At 69.7% G+C, this 15,326-nt stretch carries 13 protein-coding genes; 4 read left to right on the top strand and 9 right to left on the bottom strand.

Annotated features, from left to right (window positions below):
• Positions 1-3: 3 nt before the first annotated feature.
• The 9 genes from hpaD to AB5L97_RS11435 all read right to left on the bottom strand — a co-directional run bounded on the left by hpaD (position 4) and on the right by AB5L97_RS11435 (position 10,475).
• Positions 4-1,170 carry a 3,4-dihydroxyphenylacetate 2,3-dioxygenase gene (hpaD, locus tag AB5L97_RS11475; RefSeq protein WP_369044769.1) on the bottom strand — a complete coding sequence of 389 codons (1,167 nt, stop codon included), beginning with the start codon at positions 1,168-1,170 and terminating at the stop codon, positions 4-6.
• A gap of 45 nt (positions 1,171-1,215) precedes the next feature.
• A complete protein-coding gene (gene hpaE, locus AB5L97_RS11470; protein ID WP_307957481.1) occupies positions 1,216-2,754 on the bottom strand; it encodes a 5-carboxymethyl-2-hydroxymuconate semialdehyde dehydrogenase in 1,539 nt (512 codons plus the stop codon).
• 48 nt (positions 2,755-2,802) lie between these two features.
• Positions 2,803-3,495 (bottom strand): GntR family transcriptional regulator, encoded by a 693-nt coding sequence (locus AB5L97_RS11465; RefSeq protein ID WP_369044768.1) that lies wholly within the window; start codon positions 3,493-3,495, stop codon positions 2,803-2,805.
• Positions 3,492-5,120 (bottom strand): fumarylacetoacetate hydrolase family protein, encoded by a 1,629-nt coding sequence (locus AB5L97_RS11460; protein WP_369044767.1) that lies wholly within the window; start codon positions 5,118-5,120, stop codon positions 3,492-3,494. Before AB5L97_RS11460 ends, AB5L97_RS11465 begins: the two co-directional genes overlap by 4 nt.
• A 212-nt stretch (positions 5,121-5,332) precedes the next feature.
• Complete coding sequence (locus tag AB5L97_RS11455) at positions 5,333-6,151, bottom strand: alpha/beta fold hydrolase (protein WP_307957633.1); 819 nt, start codon at positions 6,149-6,151, stop codon at positions 5,333-5,335.
• Positions 6,152-6,251: 100 nt separating this feature from the next.
• Positions 6,252-6,581 carry a biotin/lipoyl-containing protein gene (locus AB5L97_RS11450; protein WP_369044766.1) on the bottom strand — a complete coding sequence of 110 codons (330 nt, stop codon included), beginning with the start codon at positions 6,579-6,581 and terminating at the stop codon, positions 6,252-6,254.
• Positions 6,574-7,629, bottom strand: a complete 1,056-nt coding sequence (locus tag AB5L97_RS11445; RefSeq protein ID WP_369044765.1) for an alpha-ketoacid dehydrogenase subunit beta — start codon at positions 7,627-7,629, stop codon at positions 6,574-6,576. The genes AB5L97_RS11450 and AB5L97_RS11445 overlap by 8 nt, the downstream gene beginning before the upstream one ends.
• A complete protein-coding gene (locus tag AB5L97_RS11440; protein WP_369047418.1) occupies positions 7,622-8,602 on the bottom strand; it encodes a thiamine pyrophosphate-dependent enzyme in 981 nt (326 codons plus the stop codon). The genes AB5L97_RS11445 and AB5L97_RS11440 overlap by 8 nt, the downstream gene beginning before the upstream one ends.
• A 418-nt stretch (positions 8,603-9,020) precedes the next feature.
• On the bottom strand, positions 9,021-10,475 hold the full coding sequence (locus tag AB5L97_RS11435) for an amino acid permease (protein WP_307957486.1): 1,455 nt from the start codon (positions 10,473-10,475) through the stop codon (positions 9,021-9,023).
• A 246-nt stretch (positions 10,476-10,721) separates the two neighbouring features.
• Here AB5L97_RS11435 and AB5L97_RS11430 point away from each other — a divergent pair, with 246 nt between their 5' ends.
• The 4 genes from AB5L97_RS11430 (at position 10,722) to AB5L97_RS11415 (ending at position 15,326) form a co-directional block, all read left to right on the top strand.
• Complete coding sequence (locus AB5L97_RS11430) at positions 10,722-11,192, top strand: Lrp/AsnC family transcriptional regulator (RefSeq protein ID WP_307957487.1); 471 nt, start codon at positions 10,722-10,724, stop codon at positions 11,190-11,192.
• 152 nt (positions 11,193-11,344) lie between these two features.
• Positions 11,345-12,283 (top strand): NUDIX hydrolase, encoded by a 939-nt coding sequence (locus tag AB5L97_RS11425; RefSeq protein WP_307957488.1) that lies wholly within the window; start codon positions 11,345-11,347, stop codon positions 12,281-12,283.
• Entirely contained in the window at positions 12,280-13,566 is a 1,287-nt protein-coding gene (nadA, locus tag AB5L97_RS11420; RefSeq protein ID WP_369044764.1) for a quinolinate synthase NadA, read from the top strand. Before AB5L97_RS11425 ends, nadA begins: the two co-directional genes overlap by 4 nt.
• Positions 13,563-15,326, top strand: a complete 1,764-nt coding sequence (locus AB5L97_RS11415) for an L-aspartate oxidase (protein WP_369044763.1) — start codon at positions 13,563-13,565, stop codon at positions 15,324-15,326. The genes nadA and AB5L97_RS11415 overlap by 4 nt, the downstream gene beginning before the upstream one ends.

Raw genomic sequence — 15,326 nt, 5'->3', positions numbered from 1 at the left:
GGATCAGAGCTGGTTGCCGAGCTTGAAGCCCTTGGAGGCCTCGCCGTGGTACGAGCCGGACTCGTCGCCGGCACGGGTGTAGGAGAACCCGTCCGCGCCGATCGTCACGTCCAGCTCGGAGGACTCGGTGCGCTCGATGATGGGCTGGGGGTTGCCGTCGAGGTCGAGGACGAGGGAGGCCTCGGTGTACCAGGAGGGGACGACCGGGTTGCCCCACCAGTCGCGGCGCTGGTTGTCGTGGACGTCCCACGTGACCACGGGGTTGTCCGGGTCGCCGGTGTAGTAGTCCTGCGTGTAGATCTCCACGCGGTGCCCGTCCGGGTCGAGGATGTAGAGGTAGAACGCGTTCGAGACGCCGTGGCGGCCCGGGCCGCGCTCGATCCGGTCCGACATGCGCAGCGCGCCGAGCTTGTCGCAGATCGCGAGGATGTTGTGCTTCTCATGCGTCGCGAACGCGACGTGGTGCATGCGCGGGCCGTTGCCGCCCGTCATCGCGGTGTCGTGGACGGTCGGCTTGCGGCGCATCCACGCGGCGTAGACCGTGCCCTCCTCGTCCTGGATGTCCTCCGTGACGCGGAAGCCGAGGTCCTGCATGAACTTCGTGGCACGCGGGACGTCCGGGGTGACCTGGTTGAAGTGGTCGAGGCGGACGAGCGAGCCGGGCGTGTAGAGGTCGTAGCGCCACGCGAGCCGCTCGACGTGCTCGACGTCGTGGAAGAACTCGTAGGGGAAGCCCAGCGGATCCGTCACCCGTACCGAGTCGCCGATGCCCTTCGTGAAGCCGTCCTTGCGGCGCTCCACGCGGCAGCCGAGCTCGGTGTAGAACGCGATGGCCGCATCGAGGTCTTCCGGCGTGCGCACGCGGTACGAGAACGCGGCGACGGCGGCGACGGGGCCCTTCCGGAGCACGAGGTTGTGGTGGATGAACTCCTCGAGCGAGCGCAGGTAGATCGCGCTCTCGTCCTCCTCCGTGACGGTGAGCCCGAGCACGTCGACGTAGAAGTCCCGCGAGCGCTTCAGGTCGGTGACCACGAGCTCCATGTACGCGCAGCGCAGGATGTCCGGGGCGGGCGCGGAGGGGGTGGGGATCGGGTTGCTGCAGGAGATCGGGGCCTCCTGCGACACGTAGAACCCCGAGGAAGTGAGGGTCATGTCTTCACGGTTGGTCATGGCAGCGTCCTTGCTTTCAGTGAGGTGAATGGTGGCTTGCGGGGATCAGCGGGGGTCCGGGTCGTCGATATCCGACTCGGTGTGAAGCTCCTGCTTGCCGAACGTCGGGTTGTGCACCTTGCCGAGGGTGATGTGCACGGCCTGCTGGTCGGTGTAGAAGTCGATCGAGCGGTAGCCGCCCTCGTGGCCCAGGCCCGAGGCCTTCACGCCGCCGAACGGCGTGCGCAGGTCGCGCACGTTGTTCGAGTTGAGCCAGACCATGCCGGCCTCGACGGACTGGGCGAAGTTGTGGGCCCGCTTGAGGTCGTTGGTCCACACGTAGGCGGCCAGGCCGTACCTCGTGTTGTTCGCGAGCTCGAGGGCCTCTGCGTCGTCGTCGAACGGCGTGATCGCCACGACCGGGCCGAAGATCTCCTCCTGGAAGATGCGCGCATCCGGCTTGACGTCCGCGAAGACGGTCGGCGCGACGAAGTTGCCGAACTCGAAGCCCTCGGGCTGGCCGCCGCCGGCGACGAGGCGGCCCTCGGTCTTGCCGAGCTCGACGTAGCCCATGACCTTCTCGAAGTGCTCGGGGTGGACGAGCGAACCGACCTCCGTGGTCGCCTCGTGCGGGTAGCCGACCTTGACGCGCTTGGCCTGCGCGGCGTAGCGCTCGACGAACTCGTCGTAGATGTCGCGGTGGACGAGGATGCGGGAGCCCGCCGTGCAGCGCTCGCCGTTGAGGGAGAAGACGCCGAAGATCGTGGCATCGATGGCCGCGTCGAGGTCCGCGTCGGCGAAGACGATCGCGGGGCTCTTTCCGCCGAGCTCCATGGACAGGCCCTTGAGGTACGGGGCGGCGTTGCCGAAGATGGTCTGGCCCGTGCGGCTCTCGCCGGTGAAGGAGATGAGCGGCACGTCCGGGTGCTTCACGAGTGCGTCGCCCGCGTCCTCGCCGAGGCCGTTGACGAGGTTGAACACACCCTGCGGAAGGCCTGCCTCCTCGAAGATCCCGGCCCACAGTGAGGCGGAGAGCGGGGTGAACTCGGCAGGCTTGAGCACCACGGTATTGCCCGTGGCGAGGGCCGGTCCCAGCTTCCACGACTCGAGCATGAACGGTGTGTTCCACGGCGTGATGAGGCCCGCGACGCCGATCGGCTTGCGGTTGACGTAGTTGATCTGGCGGCCTGGGACCTTGAACGTGTCATCTGCCTGGGCGACGATCAGGTCCGCGAAGAAACGGAAGTTCTCGGCGGCGCGACGGGCCTGGCCCAGGGCCTGCGTGATGGGCAGGCCTGAGTCGAAGGACTCGAGCTCGGCGAGGCGCGCATCGCGGGACTCGACGATGTCGGCAATCCTGTGCAGGACCCGGGAGCGCTCGCGGGGGAGCATCTTCGGCCAGGGTCCCTCCTTGAAGGCGCGGGTCGCCGCGGCTACCGCGAGGTCGATGTCGGCCTTCTTGCCCGCTGCGGCCTTGACGTAGACCTCGTTCGAGACGGGCTCGAGGACATCGAAGGTGTCGCCGTCGACCGAGTCGACGAACTTGCCGTCGATGTAGTGCTGGATGCTCGTCGGGAGATTCTCCGGGACGAATTTGCTGCTCACGTGTCGCTCCTTTGAAGGACTGGTTGTCAGGTGGGACGGGTGGAGGGTCTAGAGGGTCGGAAAGCCGGGGCTCTCGCCCGTGTGGGCGAGGTAGGCCTCAAGGGTCGCGGAACGGTGGCGGCGCGCGGCGAGCTCGATGTCGGCCGTCGGCGCCCTCCGCTCGATGAGGCGCAGGAGCGCCTCGTGCTCCTCGGTGGACTGGCTCGCGCGCTCGGGAACGTAGCTGAACGTTGAGCCGCGCAGTGCCTTGAGCCGGTTCCAGCCGCGGTGCACGAGGTCGAGGATGTGGGGGTTCGGGCAGCGTTCGAACAGTACGGAATGGAACTCCCGGTTGAGGGCCGTGAAGACCACTGGGTCGAAGTGCACCGGATCGGCCGCGAGGAACGTGCGCATGCGCTCGTTGACCTCCCGCGCCGCAGCGATGTCCTCCGCCGTGACCGAGGGCGCCGAGAGCGCCGTGGCTGCACCCTCGACGAGGCTCAGGGTCTGCATCGTGTACAGGTACTCGACGGGATCGATCCCGGCGACCGTGGCTCCGACGTTCCGCTCGAATGTCACGAGCCCCTCTGCCTCGAGCCTCCGGACGGCCTCTCGGACCGGAACCACCGAGACGTGGAGCTGCTCCGCGACCTGGGCGAGGACGAGGCGGGCGCCGGGCGCGAGCTCGCCCGAGACGATCTGCTCGTGGAGCCATTCGTAGGCGAGCTCGGACTTGCTCGCGGACGCCGGGGCGACGCTCATCGCTGGCCGGCCGCGCCGGTTGCCGACTGTGCGGCCTTGTACTTCGCGGTCCACTCGGCGTTCATCGGGAACAGCCCGTCGACGGCGTGGCCCTCGGCGACCCGCTCCGCGACCCAGGCTTCCATGCGCTCCTGGGCAACGGCGTCGTCGGCGACCTCCTCGGCGAGCGCCGGCGGGATGACGACGATCCCGTCCTCGTCGCCCACAATCACGTCGCCGGGCTGGACTGCAGCACCGCCGCACGCGACGGTGTCGTCGACACTCCAGGGGACATGCCTGCGCCCGAGCACGGCCGGGTGGGCGTTCGCGCCCCATGCCGGTATGTCCATGGCCGAGACGGGGCCGAAGTCCCGGATGCCGCCGTCGGTGATGACTGCCGCGGCGCCGAGCACCTGGGCACGGAGCGCGAGGACGTCTCCGAGCGTGCCGGAGCCCTTCTCGCCGCGCGCATCCATGACGAGGATGTCGCCCGGGCGGAGGGAATCGACGGCCCGCTTCTGTGCATTGAAACCGCCGCCGTGGGTCTTGAACAGGTCTTCGCGTGCGGGGATGTAGCGCAGCGTCCGGGCCGTCCCGACGACCTTCGCGCCCGGCTTGGTGGGGATGAGGCCTTCGATGTGGCAGTTCTGCATGCCGCGCTTGCGCAGCTGCACACTCAGGGTGGCCGTGCCGACCGAACGGAGCTTCTCCTCGAGTTCGGGGGTCACGACGCTCACTGGCCGCGTGTCCTCGGTCTGAACGGCGGACGACGGCGCGCCGCTGGCCTTTGCCTCGCCCGCGCCATCCGCTGGGAGTCCGGCTGCTTCGGGCGAGCCCCACGCGTCGATGCGGTCGGCGTCCGTGAGCTTGGGCAGGGCGCCGTAGGACTCGAGGACGAGTCCCGAGTCGACCACCGCGTTCGACAGGCGCCCGGTGGTGAGCGACGCGCCGTCGGACGCGACGCCGTCGACCTCGATCTCGACGACATCACCCGGCTGGGCCACCGTTGCGCCGGCAGGAGTGCCGGAGAGGATGATGTCGCCGGGCTCGAGCGTCATGAGGCGGGAGAGGTCCGCGACGAGCTGCGCGAACGGGAAGAAGAGCGTCGCCGTCGAGTCCTCCTGGGCGAGCTTGCCGTTGATCCACATGCGCACGCGCAGGGCCGCGGGGTCGAGCTCCTGCGCGGGGAGCAGCGTCGGACCGATCGGCGCGATGCCGTCGACGCCCTTGGAGCGGAGGTTGGAGCCCTTGTCTGCCCAGCGCAGGTCGGCAAGCCCGGCGTCGTTCGCGGCCGTCACATAGCCGACGTGCGCCCAGGCGTTCTCCGGGGAGATGTTGCGGGCGCGGGCTCCGATGACAAGTGCCACCTCTCCCTCGACCGTGAGGAGCTCGACGCCCTGCGGGCGCTTGAGCTCGGCGCCGTTGAGCGCCAGCGACGTTGCGGGCTTGAGGAAATACGAGGGGACTGCGGGGGTGCGGCCGCGCTGGGCTGCGCGGCTCGGGTAGTTGAGGTGGACTGCGATGACCTTGCCGGCGGCGTCGATCGTGTCCTGGCGAACCTGGTCTGCGAGCTGCCCTGGATGCTGCACGTGGTCCTCTTCCTCGAGTCGGCCAGCCCTCGTGGAGGCTGGATCGTATACGATCATCGTATACGATCCAGTGTGCCGTGAGACACTGCAACCCGTCAACCCCTCGACGCTGGGGGGTCACCTCTCAAGGTTGCGGGGTCATGTCTCGAGGTTGCGGGGTCACGTCTCGAGAGTGGGCCTTGCCACAGTAGAGAGGTGACTCCTCATCGTGCGGAGGTGACTCCGCAACGTTGGGAGGTGACTCCGCAACGTTGAGAGGTGACTCCGCATCAGGGGCGGGCGAGGAACTCGATGGCCGCCTGCTTGAATGCCCGCGCGGTGACGACGTTGACGTGGTTCCGGCCCGGGACCACGACGATCTCGGCGGAGGGCGCGAGCCCCTTGAGGACCTCGAGCGCACCCAACCGCTCGTCCTTCTCTCCTGCGACCATGAGCACGGGCTGACGCGGCACGGCTTCTGCGGCGTCGAACGGCTCCTCCTTGATGCCCTCGACGAGCGAGAGCAGCGCGTACATGTCGGACTCGGGGGAGGCCTGGGCCATCGTCACGAGCGAGGCGGTCGATGCGTCCTCGATCGGCGTCCCGTCGGCCAGGAAGCGCTGGACTGCCGGGAGGTCGAACTCGGCAAGCGGGTCGCGGTTGCTCGGGCCGCCGAGGACGAGGCGCCGCACGAGTGCGGGCTGGGTGGCCCCGAACTCCCACGCGAGGCGCGAGCCCAATGAGTACCCGATCACGTCCAGCCCGCTGTCGGCGTGGCGCGGATCGAGCGGTCGTGCGCCCGCATCGGTCACGATCTGAAGGAGATCCGCGCGGATCCGTCCGGGAGTGTACGAATCGACGTCCTCGGGTGCCGTGCTCCTGCCGTGCCCGGGGAGGTCGACGGCGACCACGCGCCGTCCTGCCTCGAGGAGTGCCGCGATCCAGCCGCTCTGCTCCCAGTTGAGCGCGACCGAGGAGGCGAACCCGTGGATCAGCAGGACGGGCGGCAGGGCCGCGGGCGACTCGGGCTCGGCCACGACCACGTGGAGCCCCGGGTCGGTCCCCTCGACCGTGTGCTGTGCCGCCGACCCCGCGTGCTGTCCTGCCATCATGTGCGCCATCCCCTTGTCCTGCGCGGCCTCATCGTGCGTGGCCGTGCCGCGTGCTGCATCAAGGTCCAGCGTAGGTCCCTGCGGCATCAATCCTCGCTCAGTCCTCGTCGAGGTTTGCGCTCAGACGGACACGCCGCTTCGGCGCGTCCTCGGACGGCACGTTGCCGACGATCCCCGCGGTCTCGTCCGCGACCTCGAAGACGATGAGGGGTTCGCCCACCTTGATGACCTCGCCGGGCGCGCCGTAGACCTTCTTCACGACCCCGGACTGGGGGGAGGGAAGCTCAAGGGCGGACTTTGTGGTCTCGACCTCGACCATCGGCTGGTTCCGCTCGATCTGGTCGCCCTCGGCGACGAGCCAGTCGAGGACGGTGGCCTCGATGAGTCCCTCGCCGAGATCGGGGAGGGGGAAGGAAATCTCAGCCACGCTTGTACTCCAATACTCGCTGGATGCCGAACAGGATGCGGTCGATATTCGGGATGTACTCGTCCTCCAGGTCACCTGAGGGATACGGTACGTCGAAGCCGGTGACGCGCTCAACGGGTGCCTTGAGCGTTCCGAAGCAGCGCTGGGTGATGAGCTGGGCCACCTCGGCTCCGAGGCCCGCGGTGAGCGGGGCCTCGTGGACGACGACGGCGCGCCGCGTCTTCGCGACGGACGCCGTCAGGGTCTCGGCGTCGATCGGCTTGAGCCAGCGCAGGTCGACGACCTCGACGTCGATCCCGTCCTCCGCGGCCAGCTCGGCCACCTGCAGGCAGCGGGCCACCATCGCGCCCCACGCGACGAGTGTGAGGTGCCGCCCCGCGCGGGCGACGCGCGCCCCCCAAGGCGAATCGACGCGCGACGGCGAGGAGTCGCCGTCGTGCGCGCCCTCCGCCTCGGTCACGACCGGCCCCTTCTGCCAGTACCGCGACTTGGGCTCCATGAACATGACCGGATCGTTCATGCGCACGGCTGCCTTGAGCAGCGTGTAGCCCTGCTGCGGGTCGGAGGGGGAAACGACCTTGAGGCCCGGGACATGCGCGAAGACGGCCTCGAGGCTCTCGCCGTGGTGCTCAGGTGCCCGGATGCCGCCGAAGCTCGGGACCCGGAGGGTGACTGGCATGGGCAGGGTGCCGCGGGAGCGGTAGTGCATGCGGCCGAGCTGCGTGACGATCTGGTTCATCGCGGGGTACGCGAAGCCATCGAACTGGACCTCGGGCACGGGCCGGAATCCGGCGATCGACAGGCCGATCGACATGCCGAGGATCCCGGACTCGGCGAGCGGGGTGTCGAAGACGCGCTCCGCCCCGTGGGAGGCCGCGAGGCCGCTCGTGACGCGGAAGACTCCGCCGAGCGTGCCGACGTCCTCGCCCAGCACGAGGACCTTCTCGTCCTCGGCGAGGAGCTCGTCGAGGGCCAGATTGAGTGCCCCCTGCAGGGACAGCACATGGGAGGGTGTGCGGGTGTCAGGTACAGCGACCGTCTCAGGCATGCTCGGACTCCTCGCGCCAGACGGCCTTCTGCCGCTGCAGTTCGTCGGTGGGTTCGGTGAAGACGAAGTCGAACATCTCGGCGCCGGGCCGCGGACCGAGCGCGAGCACGCCCGCGCGCACGTCCTCGGCTTCGGCGGTCGCCGTCTCGTCGAGGCCATCGAGGGTCGCCTCGGAGGCGATCCCGGCCGTCAGGAGCCGCTCGCGCAGTCGCACGAGGGGATCGGCACCGCCGTCGAGCCTCTCCTCATCGAGGGTGCGGTAGCGGCCGGGATCGTCGCTCGTTGCGTGGGGGCCTCGCCGGTATGTCATGGCCTCGACGATCGCCGGACCGTGGCCTGCGCGGGCATGGGCGACGGCGCGGCGGGTCGCCTCGAGCACGGCCGCGGCGTCGTTGCCGTCGACCTGCAGTGACGGCATGCCGTACCCAGCCCCGCGGGCGGCAACGCTTCCGCCGGCGACCTGCTTCTCGGTGGGCACCGAGATGGCCCAGCCGTTGTTCTGCACGAAGAATACGACCGGGGCCGCGAACACGCCCGCGAAGTTCATGGCCTCGTGCACGTCGCCCTGGCTCGACGCACCGTCACCGAGGTAGGTGACCGCGACCGCGAGCCCCTCGGCTGCGGCGCCGGCGGTGCGGGCGAGCAGCGTCTGACCATGCGCCCAGCCGACAGCGTGGAGCACGGACCCGGCCACGACAGCCTGAATCGGTGCGACGTGGGAGGCCGCGGGGTCCCAGAGGCCGCCGTGCCATGTGGCGAGGTGCGTGGACATGTACTCGACCATGTTGACCCCGGCGGCACGTGCAACGCCCAGCTCGCGGTAGGTCGGGAACACGAAGTCCCGGGAGAGGTCGAGGGCGAGGGCCGAGCCGACCTGGGCGGCCTCCTGGCCGAGCTCAGGGGCGTAGGCCGGAAGGATCCCCTGGCGCTGCCACGCGATGGCGGCCTGGTCGAGCCGGCGAACGGCCGTCATGAGGCGATAGAGCTCGAGGAGCTCGGCGTCGGTCGCCGGCGTTGCCGAGGGGAGTTCGGGGAGCGGCTTCCGTGGCCCCCCGGCCAGCCCGGCACGGCCCGGAGAGGCCGTGGCAATTGCTGAAGTCTGCATAGCATGACCGTAGATTGAGCAAACATCCTGTGCAATGCAAGAGTTTTGAGCAATGCAATCTGTATAGAACACCGGGATTGTGCCGTATATCACTGTGCACAGTGTCCAGCCGCACATGAGTGGCACAGCACGGGCCGGAATGCGGCAGGGGCCGGATGCGGCAGGGGGCGGGATGTAGCAGCGTGCGGGATGTAGCAGCGTGCGGGATGCAGCAGCGGGTCCGGACCCGCGCTCGCGCGCTCGGGGTCCGGACCCGCTGCTTCTGGGCCCGTGCCGGCCCGCCGCCTCAGCTGTGCTGGTTTTGGACGGCGATGTCGGTCTCGACCGCCCCGTCACCCGACGTAGCGAATTCGGTCTGGCGGGCGCGTGCGCGTCGTCCGAGCCATGCGGCGAGCGCGATAGCCGCGACGAGGGCGAACGTGCTCAGGAGCTGGATGCGGCTGTCCTCGCCGATGAGGCCCACGAGGAAGATGGCGGCCAGCAGGAGCACGCCGAACCCCGAGAGCCAGGGGAACCCGGCCATGCGGAGCGGGAGCCGAGTTCCAGCGGCATCCGCCCTGCGGCGCAGCACGATCTGCGAGACGAGGGCGGAGCCCCACACCACGAGGCACGTGGAGCCGACGAAGTTGAGCAGCAGGGGGAGGACATGCTCGGGGAACAGCAGCTCGAGGACCGTGGCGATGAAGCCGAACGCCACCGAGGCGGCCACGGCGATCGCTGGCACCCTCGCCCCCGTGAGGCGCCTGAGTGCACTCGGGGCCTCCTGGCGCTCGGCGAGAGAGAAGATCATGCGCGAGGCGCCGTAGAGGTTTGCGTTGAGGGCAGAGAGGAGGGCTACCACGGCCACGAGCGTAATGACGGTCGCGGCGGCCGGAAGGCCCGCGATGTCGAGGACCCCCGCGAACGGGCTCTTGATTTCGGGGGAGTCCGACGGGATCACGGCGGCGATCACGAAGATGGAACCCACGTAGAACACCAGGATGCGCCACACGACCGTGCGGACGGCACGGGCCACGCTGCGCTCGGGGTCCCGCGTCTCGGCGGCCGCGACGGAGACGATCTCGGTGCCACCGAAGGCGAAGACCACCACAAACAGGCCGGTTGCGATGCCCGCCATTCCGTGAGGCGCGAAGCCGCCTGCGGCCGTGAAGTGGCCCAGGCCCGGCGAGGCGGCATTCGGGATCCAGCCGAGCAGGAGGGCTGCGCCGATCAGCAGGAAGACGACGATTGCCGTGACCTTCAGGAGCGCGAACCAGAACTCGAACTCGCCGAAGTTCCGCACCCCCGTCAGGTTCACTGCGGTGAAGACCCCCATGAATACCAGGGCCATGAGCCATACCGGCAGCGCGGGGAACACCGTGGCCAGCAGGCCGGCCGCGCCCAGGGCTTCGGCTGCGATCACCACCACGAGCTGAGCCCACCAGAGCCAGCCGACTGTTGCGCCGGCGACGCCTCCAAGGGCCTTGCCGGTGTATACGGAGAACGCGCCGCTGTTGGGGTTGGCGGCGGCCATCTCGCCGAGGGCCCACATCACAATGATGATGAGGGTGCCCGCGACAAGGTAGGAGATGAGGACGGCGGGGCCGGCGGCCTGGACGCCTGCGCCCGAGCCGATGAAGAGGCCGGCGCCGATCGCGCTGCCGAGCCCCATCATCGTGAGCTGGCGCGGAGACATGGAGTGTCCGAGCTTGGGTTCCTGCGTCGTCGTCGACGAGGAGCCGAGGCCCTTTGACGTGTGCATAGCTGTCATTTCCGTCTTTCGGATCTGCGGTGGCCGAGCGCGGGATGGGCGCCTGTGCGGCCAGAGGACCCACTGACCATAGCGCGTGCGCCGCCGGTCAGTGTGGTCTGGTTCACTGCACCGTGCATCGTGTGCAGTATCAGGGTGAGATGCGTCGCACGGCATGGCAGAATGCGCAGTACATGCGGGAGCGATCATCAATCTGTAGCATACGACCAACGCCGTTGCGACCATCTGGAGGCTTGCATGAAGGTCGACAAGCTCGACGCGAAGATCGTCCGCCTGTTCACCGACGAGCAGCGCATGAACGTGCTCGAGGCGTCCCGCATCCTCAAGGTGGCCCGCGCCACGGTGCAGGCCCGCCTCGACCGCATGGTCGCCAATGGAGTGATCGGCGAGTGGGCGCCACACCCCGAGCCGCAGGCCTTCGGGTTTCCGGTGGTCGCCTTCTGCTCGCTGACGATCAACCAGGACTTCGGGCACGACGCCGTGGCGTCGGCTCTCGCTGAGATCCCGGAGGTCCTCGAGGTGCATACGGTCTCGGGCGACAGTGACCTCATGGCCCGCGTCGCGGCACGCTCCAACTCGGACCTGCAGCGGGTGCTGGATGCCGTGACGGCGACCCGGGCCGTGGTCCGCTCGTCGTCGGTGATCGTCCTCAACACCCACTTCGAGGGCCGCACCCTCCCGCTGCTCGAGGCCTCCGCGGAGAGCTGAGGCGCAACCCCGCCGCTACGTCACCTTTTGTCTTCGGACCCGGGCTAGGCGTATCATGACTTAGAGTCAAACTGACTTTAACTAGCGGTGAACTTGTTGCCTAGCGATGAACTTGGCCCTGGTGAACCGGCACGCGGTATCGGGAGGTGCGCATGGGCGGGATCTTCGACCCGACGCTGCTGCGACCTGCCGCGCCGCACGGCGCCAATGTGGCGGAGCGGGCGCAGTTGCCGCCGTCGTTGGCCATTTCCACGGTGATCTTCGCCCTCACTCCGGACCGCGCCCGGGGCGAGGCCAGCCAAGGGCGCCCGACCCTCTGGATCCCGCTCGTGCGGCGCGTCAAGGAGCCGTTCAAAGGCCAGTGGGCGCTCCCCGGCGGCCCGCTGACCTCTACCGAGTCATTGGAGGATGCGGCCCGACGCAACCTCAAGGAGACCACAGGGCTCGCGCCCGAGTACCTCGAGCAGCTCTACGCGTTCGGTGGCCTCAACCGCTCGAGCCGGCCCGATCGGGGGAGCCAGCGCGTCGTGTCGATCGTCTACTGGGCGCTCGTCCGGCCGACCGAGGCCGAGCTCCTCGGTGCCGGGGAAGCGACGGGGAACGTTGCGTGGCACCGCGCAGACTCTGCTGGTGCAGACAAAGACGGTGCAGACACAGCCGGCTCGGGCGACGGTGGGCTTGCCTTCGACCATCGCGACATCGTCGACTACGCCCTGTGGCGGCTGCGCAGCAAGCTCGAGTACGCCCAGATCGCCTATCACTTCCTCGGCGAGACGTTCACCCTCGCGCAGCTCCGCGAGGTCTACGAGGCCATCCTCGCCAAACCGCTCGACCCCGCCAACTTCCGCCGCCAGCTCAAGGGGATGGCGGAGATCGAGCCGACCGAGCACGTCCTGGAGGGCGGCCGGCACCGGCCCCCGCGGCTCTACCGTTACACCGGAGCCCGGGGAGCCATCGATACGACCACCGCGCCGCCCCTGCTGGGTTCCGCGCCGGAGGCGCTTTCCGCACAACGGCCGCGTCCAGCACCGCAGCCCCGTCCTGTTTCCACCCCCTCCGACCTGACCGCATCCACCAGGAGCACCCCATGACCTCTGTTGCCACCGCCATCAGCCTCATTCCGCTCACGGATGCCGGCGCCAGCACGTGCGGGGCGGACCTCGCCAAGGGCCCCTGGGAGTTCGACGCCGCGGAGGCGCTCGCAGGGATGCCCGCCTACGGCCCCGGCGCCTCGAGCGCGGACACGGCTCCGGCCGCAACGCCACGGCAGGGCCAGCTCCCGCAGGAGTACAAGGACGCCTCGGAGGCGGAGCTCCACTCCCGGATCGTCGCAGCCAAGGAAACGCTCGGCGAGCGCGTCGTCGTGCTCGGGCACTTCTACCAGCGGGACGAGGTCGTTGAGCACGCGGACTTTGTGGGCGACTCCTTCCAGCTGGCCAACGCGGCGCTCACCCGGCCGGACGCCGAGGCGATCGTGTTCTGCGGGGTGCACTTCATGGCCGAGACCGCGGACATCCTCTCGCGGGGGGACCAGGCCGTCATCCTGCCGAACCTCGCCGCGGGCTGCTCGATGGCGGACATGGCGGACATCGACTCGGTCGAGCAGGCCTGGGCCCAACTCGAGGAGCTCTTCGGCACGGACCCCGACGCCGATGGCCGCGTTCCGGTCATCCCCGTCACCTACATGAACTCCTCCGCCGCGCTCAAGGGCTTCTGCGGCGAGCACGGTGGGATTGTCTGCACGTCCTCGAATGCGGCGACGGTGCTCGACTGGGCGTTCGAGCGTGGGCAGCGGGTCCTCTTCTTCCCGGACCAGCACCTCGGCCGCAACACGGCCAAGGCCATGGGCGTGCCGCTGTCGCAGATGCCGATGTGGAACCCCCGCAAGCCGCTCGGGGGCAATGACGCGCAGACGCTCCGGGACTCGCGCGTGATCCTGTGGCACGGGTTCTGTTCCGTGCACCGCCGCTTCAACGTCGCCCAGATCGAGAAGGCGCGCGCCGAGTACCCGGGCGTGCGGGTCATCGTGCACCCCGAATGCCCCATGGAGGTCGTCGACGCCGCGGACGAGTACGGCTCGACCGACTACATCCGCAAGGCCATCGCTGCGGCAACTGAGCCGACCGTCTTCGCCATCGGCACTGAGGTCAACCTCGTCAACCGGCTCGCCGCCGAGTACCCGCAGCACACCATCTTCTGCCTCGACCCCGTGATCTGCCCCTGCTCGACGATGTACCGGATCCACCCCGGCTACCTCGCCTGGGTCCTCGAGGGCCTTGTCGAGGGCGAGGTGCGCAACCGCATCGAAGTCCCGGCCGACGTCGCCGGAACGGCGCGCGTCGCGCTCGAGCGGATGCTGGCGGCGCGGCCGTGAGCCAGCCCCGGCGGGCGTCCCGGCGCCTCGTCGTCGTAGGGAGCGGTGTCGCGGGGCTGACGGCGGCGATCACCGCTGCCACGGCCCGTGGAACCTCGTCCGGGGCGGTATCGCCCGAGGTGACGGGCGCCGACGTCGTGCTCCTGACGAAGGCCCGGCTCTCCGACAGCAACAGCATGCTCGCGCAGGGCGGCTATGCGGCCGTGCTGCCCGAGGGCCAGCGCACCCCCGGCGACAGCCTGGTGAGCCACGTCGCCGACACCGTTTCCGCCGGTGCCGGAGTGGGGTCGCGCCCAGCCATTGAGCAGATGTGCCGGGCCGCTGCAGAGAGCGTGCTGGAGCTCGCGGCGCGCGGCGTCGTGTTCGACCGTGGCACCGATGGCCGTTTCCTCCTCGGCCTCGAGGCCGCCCACTCGTTCCCGCGCATCCTCCACGCGGGCGGCGATGCCAGCGGCGCGGGCATCACCCGAGCCCTCATCGCACGGGTCCGAGAGCTTGAGGCGGCCGGGCGCGTCACCGTTCTCGAGGACGCGATGGCCACCGAGATCCTGGTCGACGCCGGTGCCGTCACCGGCGTTGCCTACACCCCGCGTGGTGGCGGGGGGGCTCGGACGGCTTGCCGCACAGTAGCGGCGGACGCCGTGATCCTCGCCACTGGGGGAGCAGGCCAGCTCTACGCCCAGACCACGAACCCGGACGTCGCAACGGGCGACGGCGCGGCGCTCGCCTTCATGGCAGGGGCGGTGCTGAGGGACCTCGAGTTCTACCAGTTCCACCCCACGGCCCTGCAGATCGTGGGGCCGGACGGAACTCTGCGGTCGTCTCTCATCTCCGAGGCCGTCCGAGGCGAGGGCGCAGTGATCCGCGATGCGGCGGGCCACCGTTTCGTGGGCGACTACCACCCCCTCGCGGAGCTGGCGCCGCGCGACGCCGTCTCCCGCGCTATGGCCTTGCACGCGCGGGCCGGAGGCGGCCAGGCCTACCTTGACGCCTCCGCTCTGGAAGCGGACCACGGCGAGGGCTTCCTGGCCGAACGCTTCCCGACGCTGAACGCCATGGTCCGGGATGCGGGGTACGACTGGCGGCGCGAACCGCTTCCCATCGGGCCGGCCGCCCACTACTGGATGGGCGGGGTCGCGACGGACGTGAACGGCGCCACGAGCGTCCCCGGCCTGTACGCCGTGGGCGAGGCAGCGTGCACCGGGGTCCACGGGGCCAACCGCCTAGCCTCGAATTCGCTGCTCGAAGGCGTTGTCTTCGCTGGCCGCGCCGTGGGCCACGCGCTGGCCGGGGACGCTCAGGCTTGGGGCGGTCCCGTGCGCGCAGCCGATCCGCTCCAGGTCAACGTGGCCCCTGGCGCCGATGCCGAGGTTCTGGCCGGCCTGGCGGGGCATGCCCGGCTCGCCGACGCGATGCAGCTCGACGGAGGCGTGATCCGCGATGGCCGCGGCCTCGCGCGGCTCTCACGCACGCTCGGCGGCTGGACCTCGGACGAGCCCGAGGCCGCCCACCTCCTGGTCCTCGGTCGGGTGCTCGCGGAGGCCGCGGCGCACCGCGAGGAGTCCATCGGTGCCCACTACCGCCTCGACTTCCCAGAGCGCCGCTTCCCTGCGCCGGGCCCGGACGGCCGGGGCCGTGGCGACGTGCGCGCAGAGGGGCGGATCGACGTCGTGCGCGCGGTCGGGAAGCCCTCCCGGAACGCGTCGCCGCGTCCGTCCCGGCGCGTGCCCCAGCCAGCACTGGCAGGCAGGAGCGCCTGA

Origin of the sequence: Sinomonas sp. P10A9 (assembly GCF_041022165.1) — a bacterium.
Lineage (GTDB): Bacteria > Actinomycetota > Actinomycetes > Actinomycetales > Micrococcaceae > Sinomonas > Sinomonas puerhi.
Note: the sequence above shows the minus strand (reverse complement) of the source record. Positions and strands in the feature narration are given on the sequence as shown.

Bases quoted from the DNA above. Each gene is read 5' to 3' on its own strand.
- hpaD (WP_369044769.1), bottom strand. From the start codon at position 1,170: ATGACCAACCGTGAAGACATGACCCTCACTTCCTCGGGGTTCTACGTG.
- AB5L97_RS11465 (WP_369044768.1), bottom strand. From the start codon at position 3,495: ATGAGCGTCGCCCCGGCGTCCGCGAGCAAGTCCGAGCTCGCCTACGAA.
- AB5L97_RS11460 (WP_369044767.1), bottom strand. From the start codon at position 5,120: ATGATCGTATACGATCCAGCCTCCACGAGGGCTGGCCGACTCGAGGAA.
- AB5L97_RS11455 (WP_307957633.1), bottom strand. From the start codon at position 6,151: ATGGCAGGACAGCACGCGGGGTCGGCGGCACAGCACACGGTCGAGGGG.
- AB5L97_RS11445 (WP_369044765.1), bottom strand. From the start codon at position 7,629: ATGCCTGAGACGGTCGCTGTACCTGACACCCGCACACCCTCCCATGTG.
- AB5L97_RS11440 (WP_369047418.1), bottom strand. From the start codon at position 8,602: ATGACGGCCGTTCGCCGGCTCGACCAGGCCGCCATCGCGTGGCAGCGC.
- AB5L97_RS11435 (WP_307957486.1), bottom strand. From the start codon at position 10,475: ATGCACACGTCAAAGGGCCTCGGCTCCTCGTCGACGACGACGCAGGAA.
- AB5L97_RS11430 (WP_307957487.1), top strand. From the start codon at position 10,722: ATGAAGGTCGACAAGCTCGACGCGAAGATCGTCCGCCTGTTCACCGAC.
- AB5L97_RS11425 (WP_307957488.1), top strand. From the start codon at position 11,345: ATGGGCGGGATCTTCGACCCGACGCTGCTGCGACCTGCCGCGCCGCAC.
- nadA (WP_369044764.1), top strand. From the start codon at position 12,280: ATGACCTCTGTTGCCACCGCCATCAGCCTCATTCCGCTCACGGATGCC.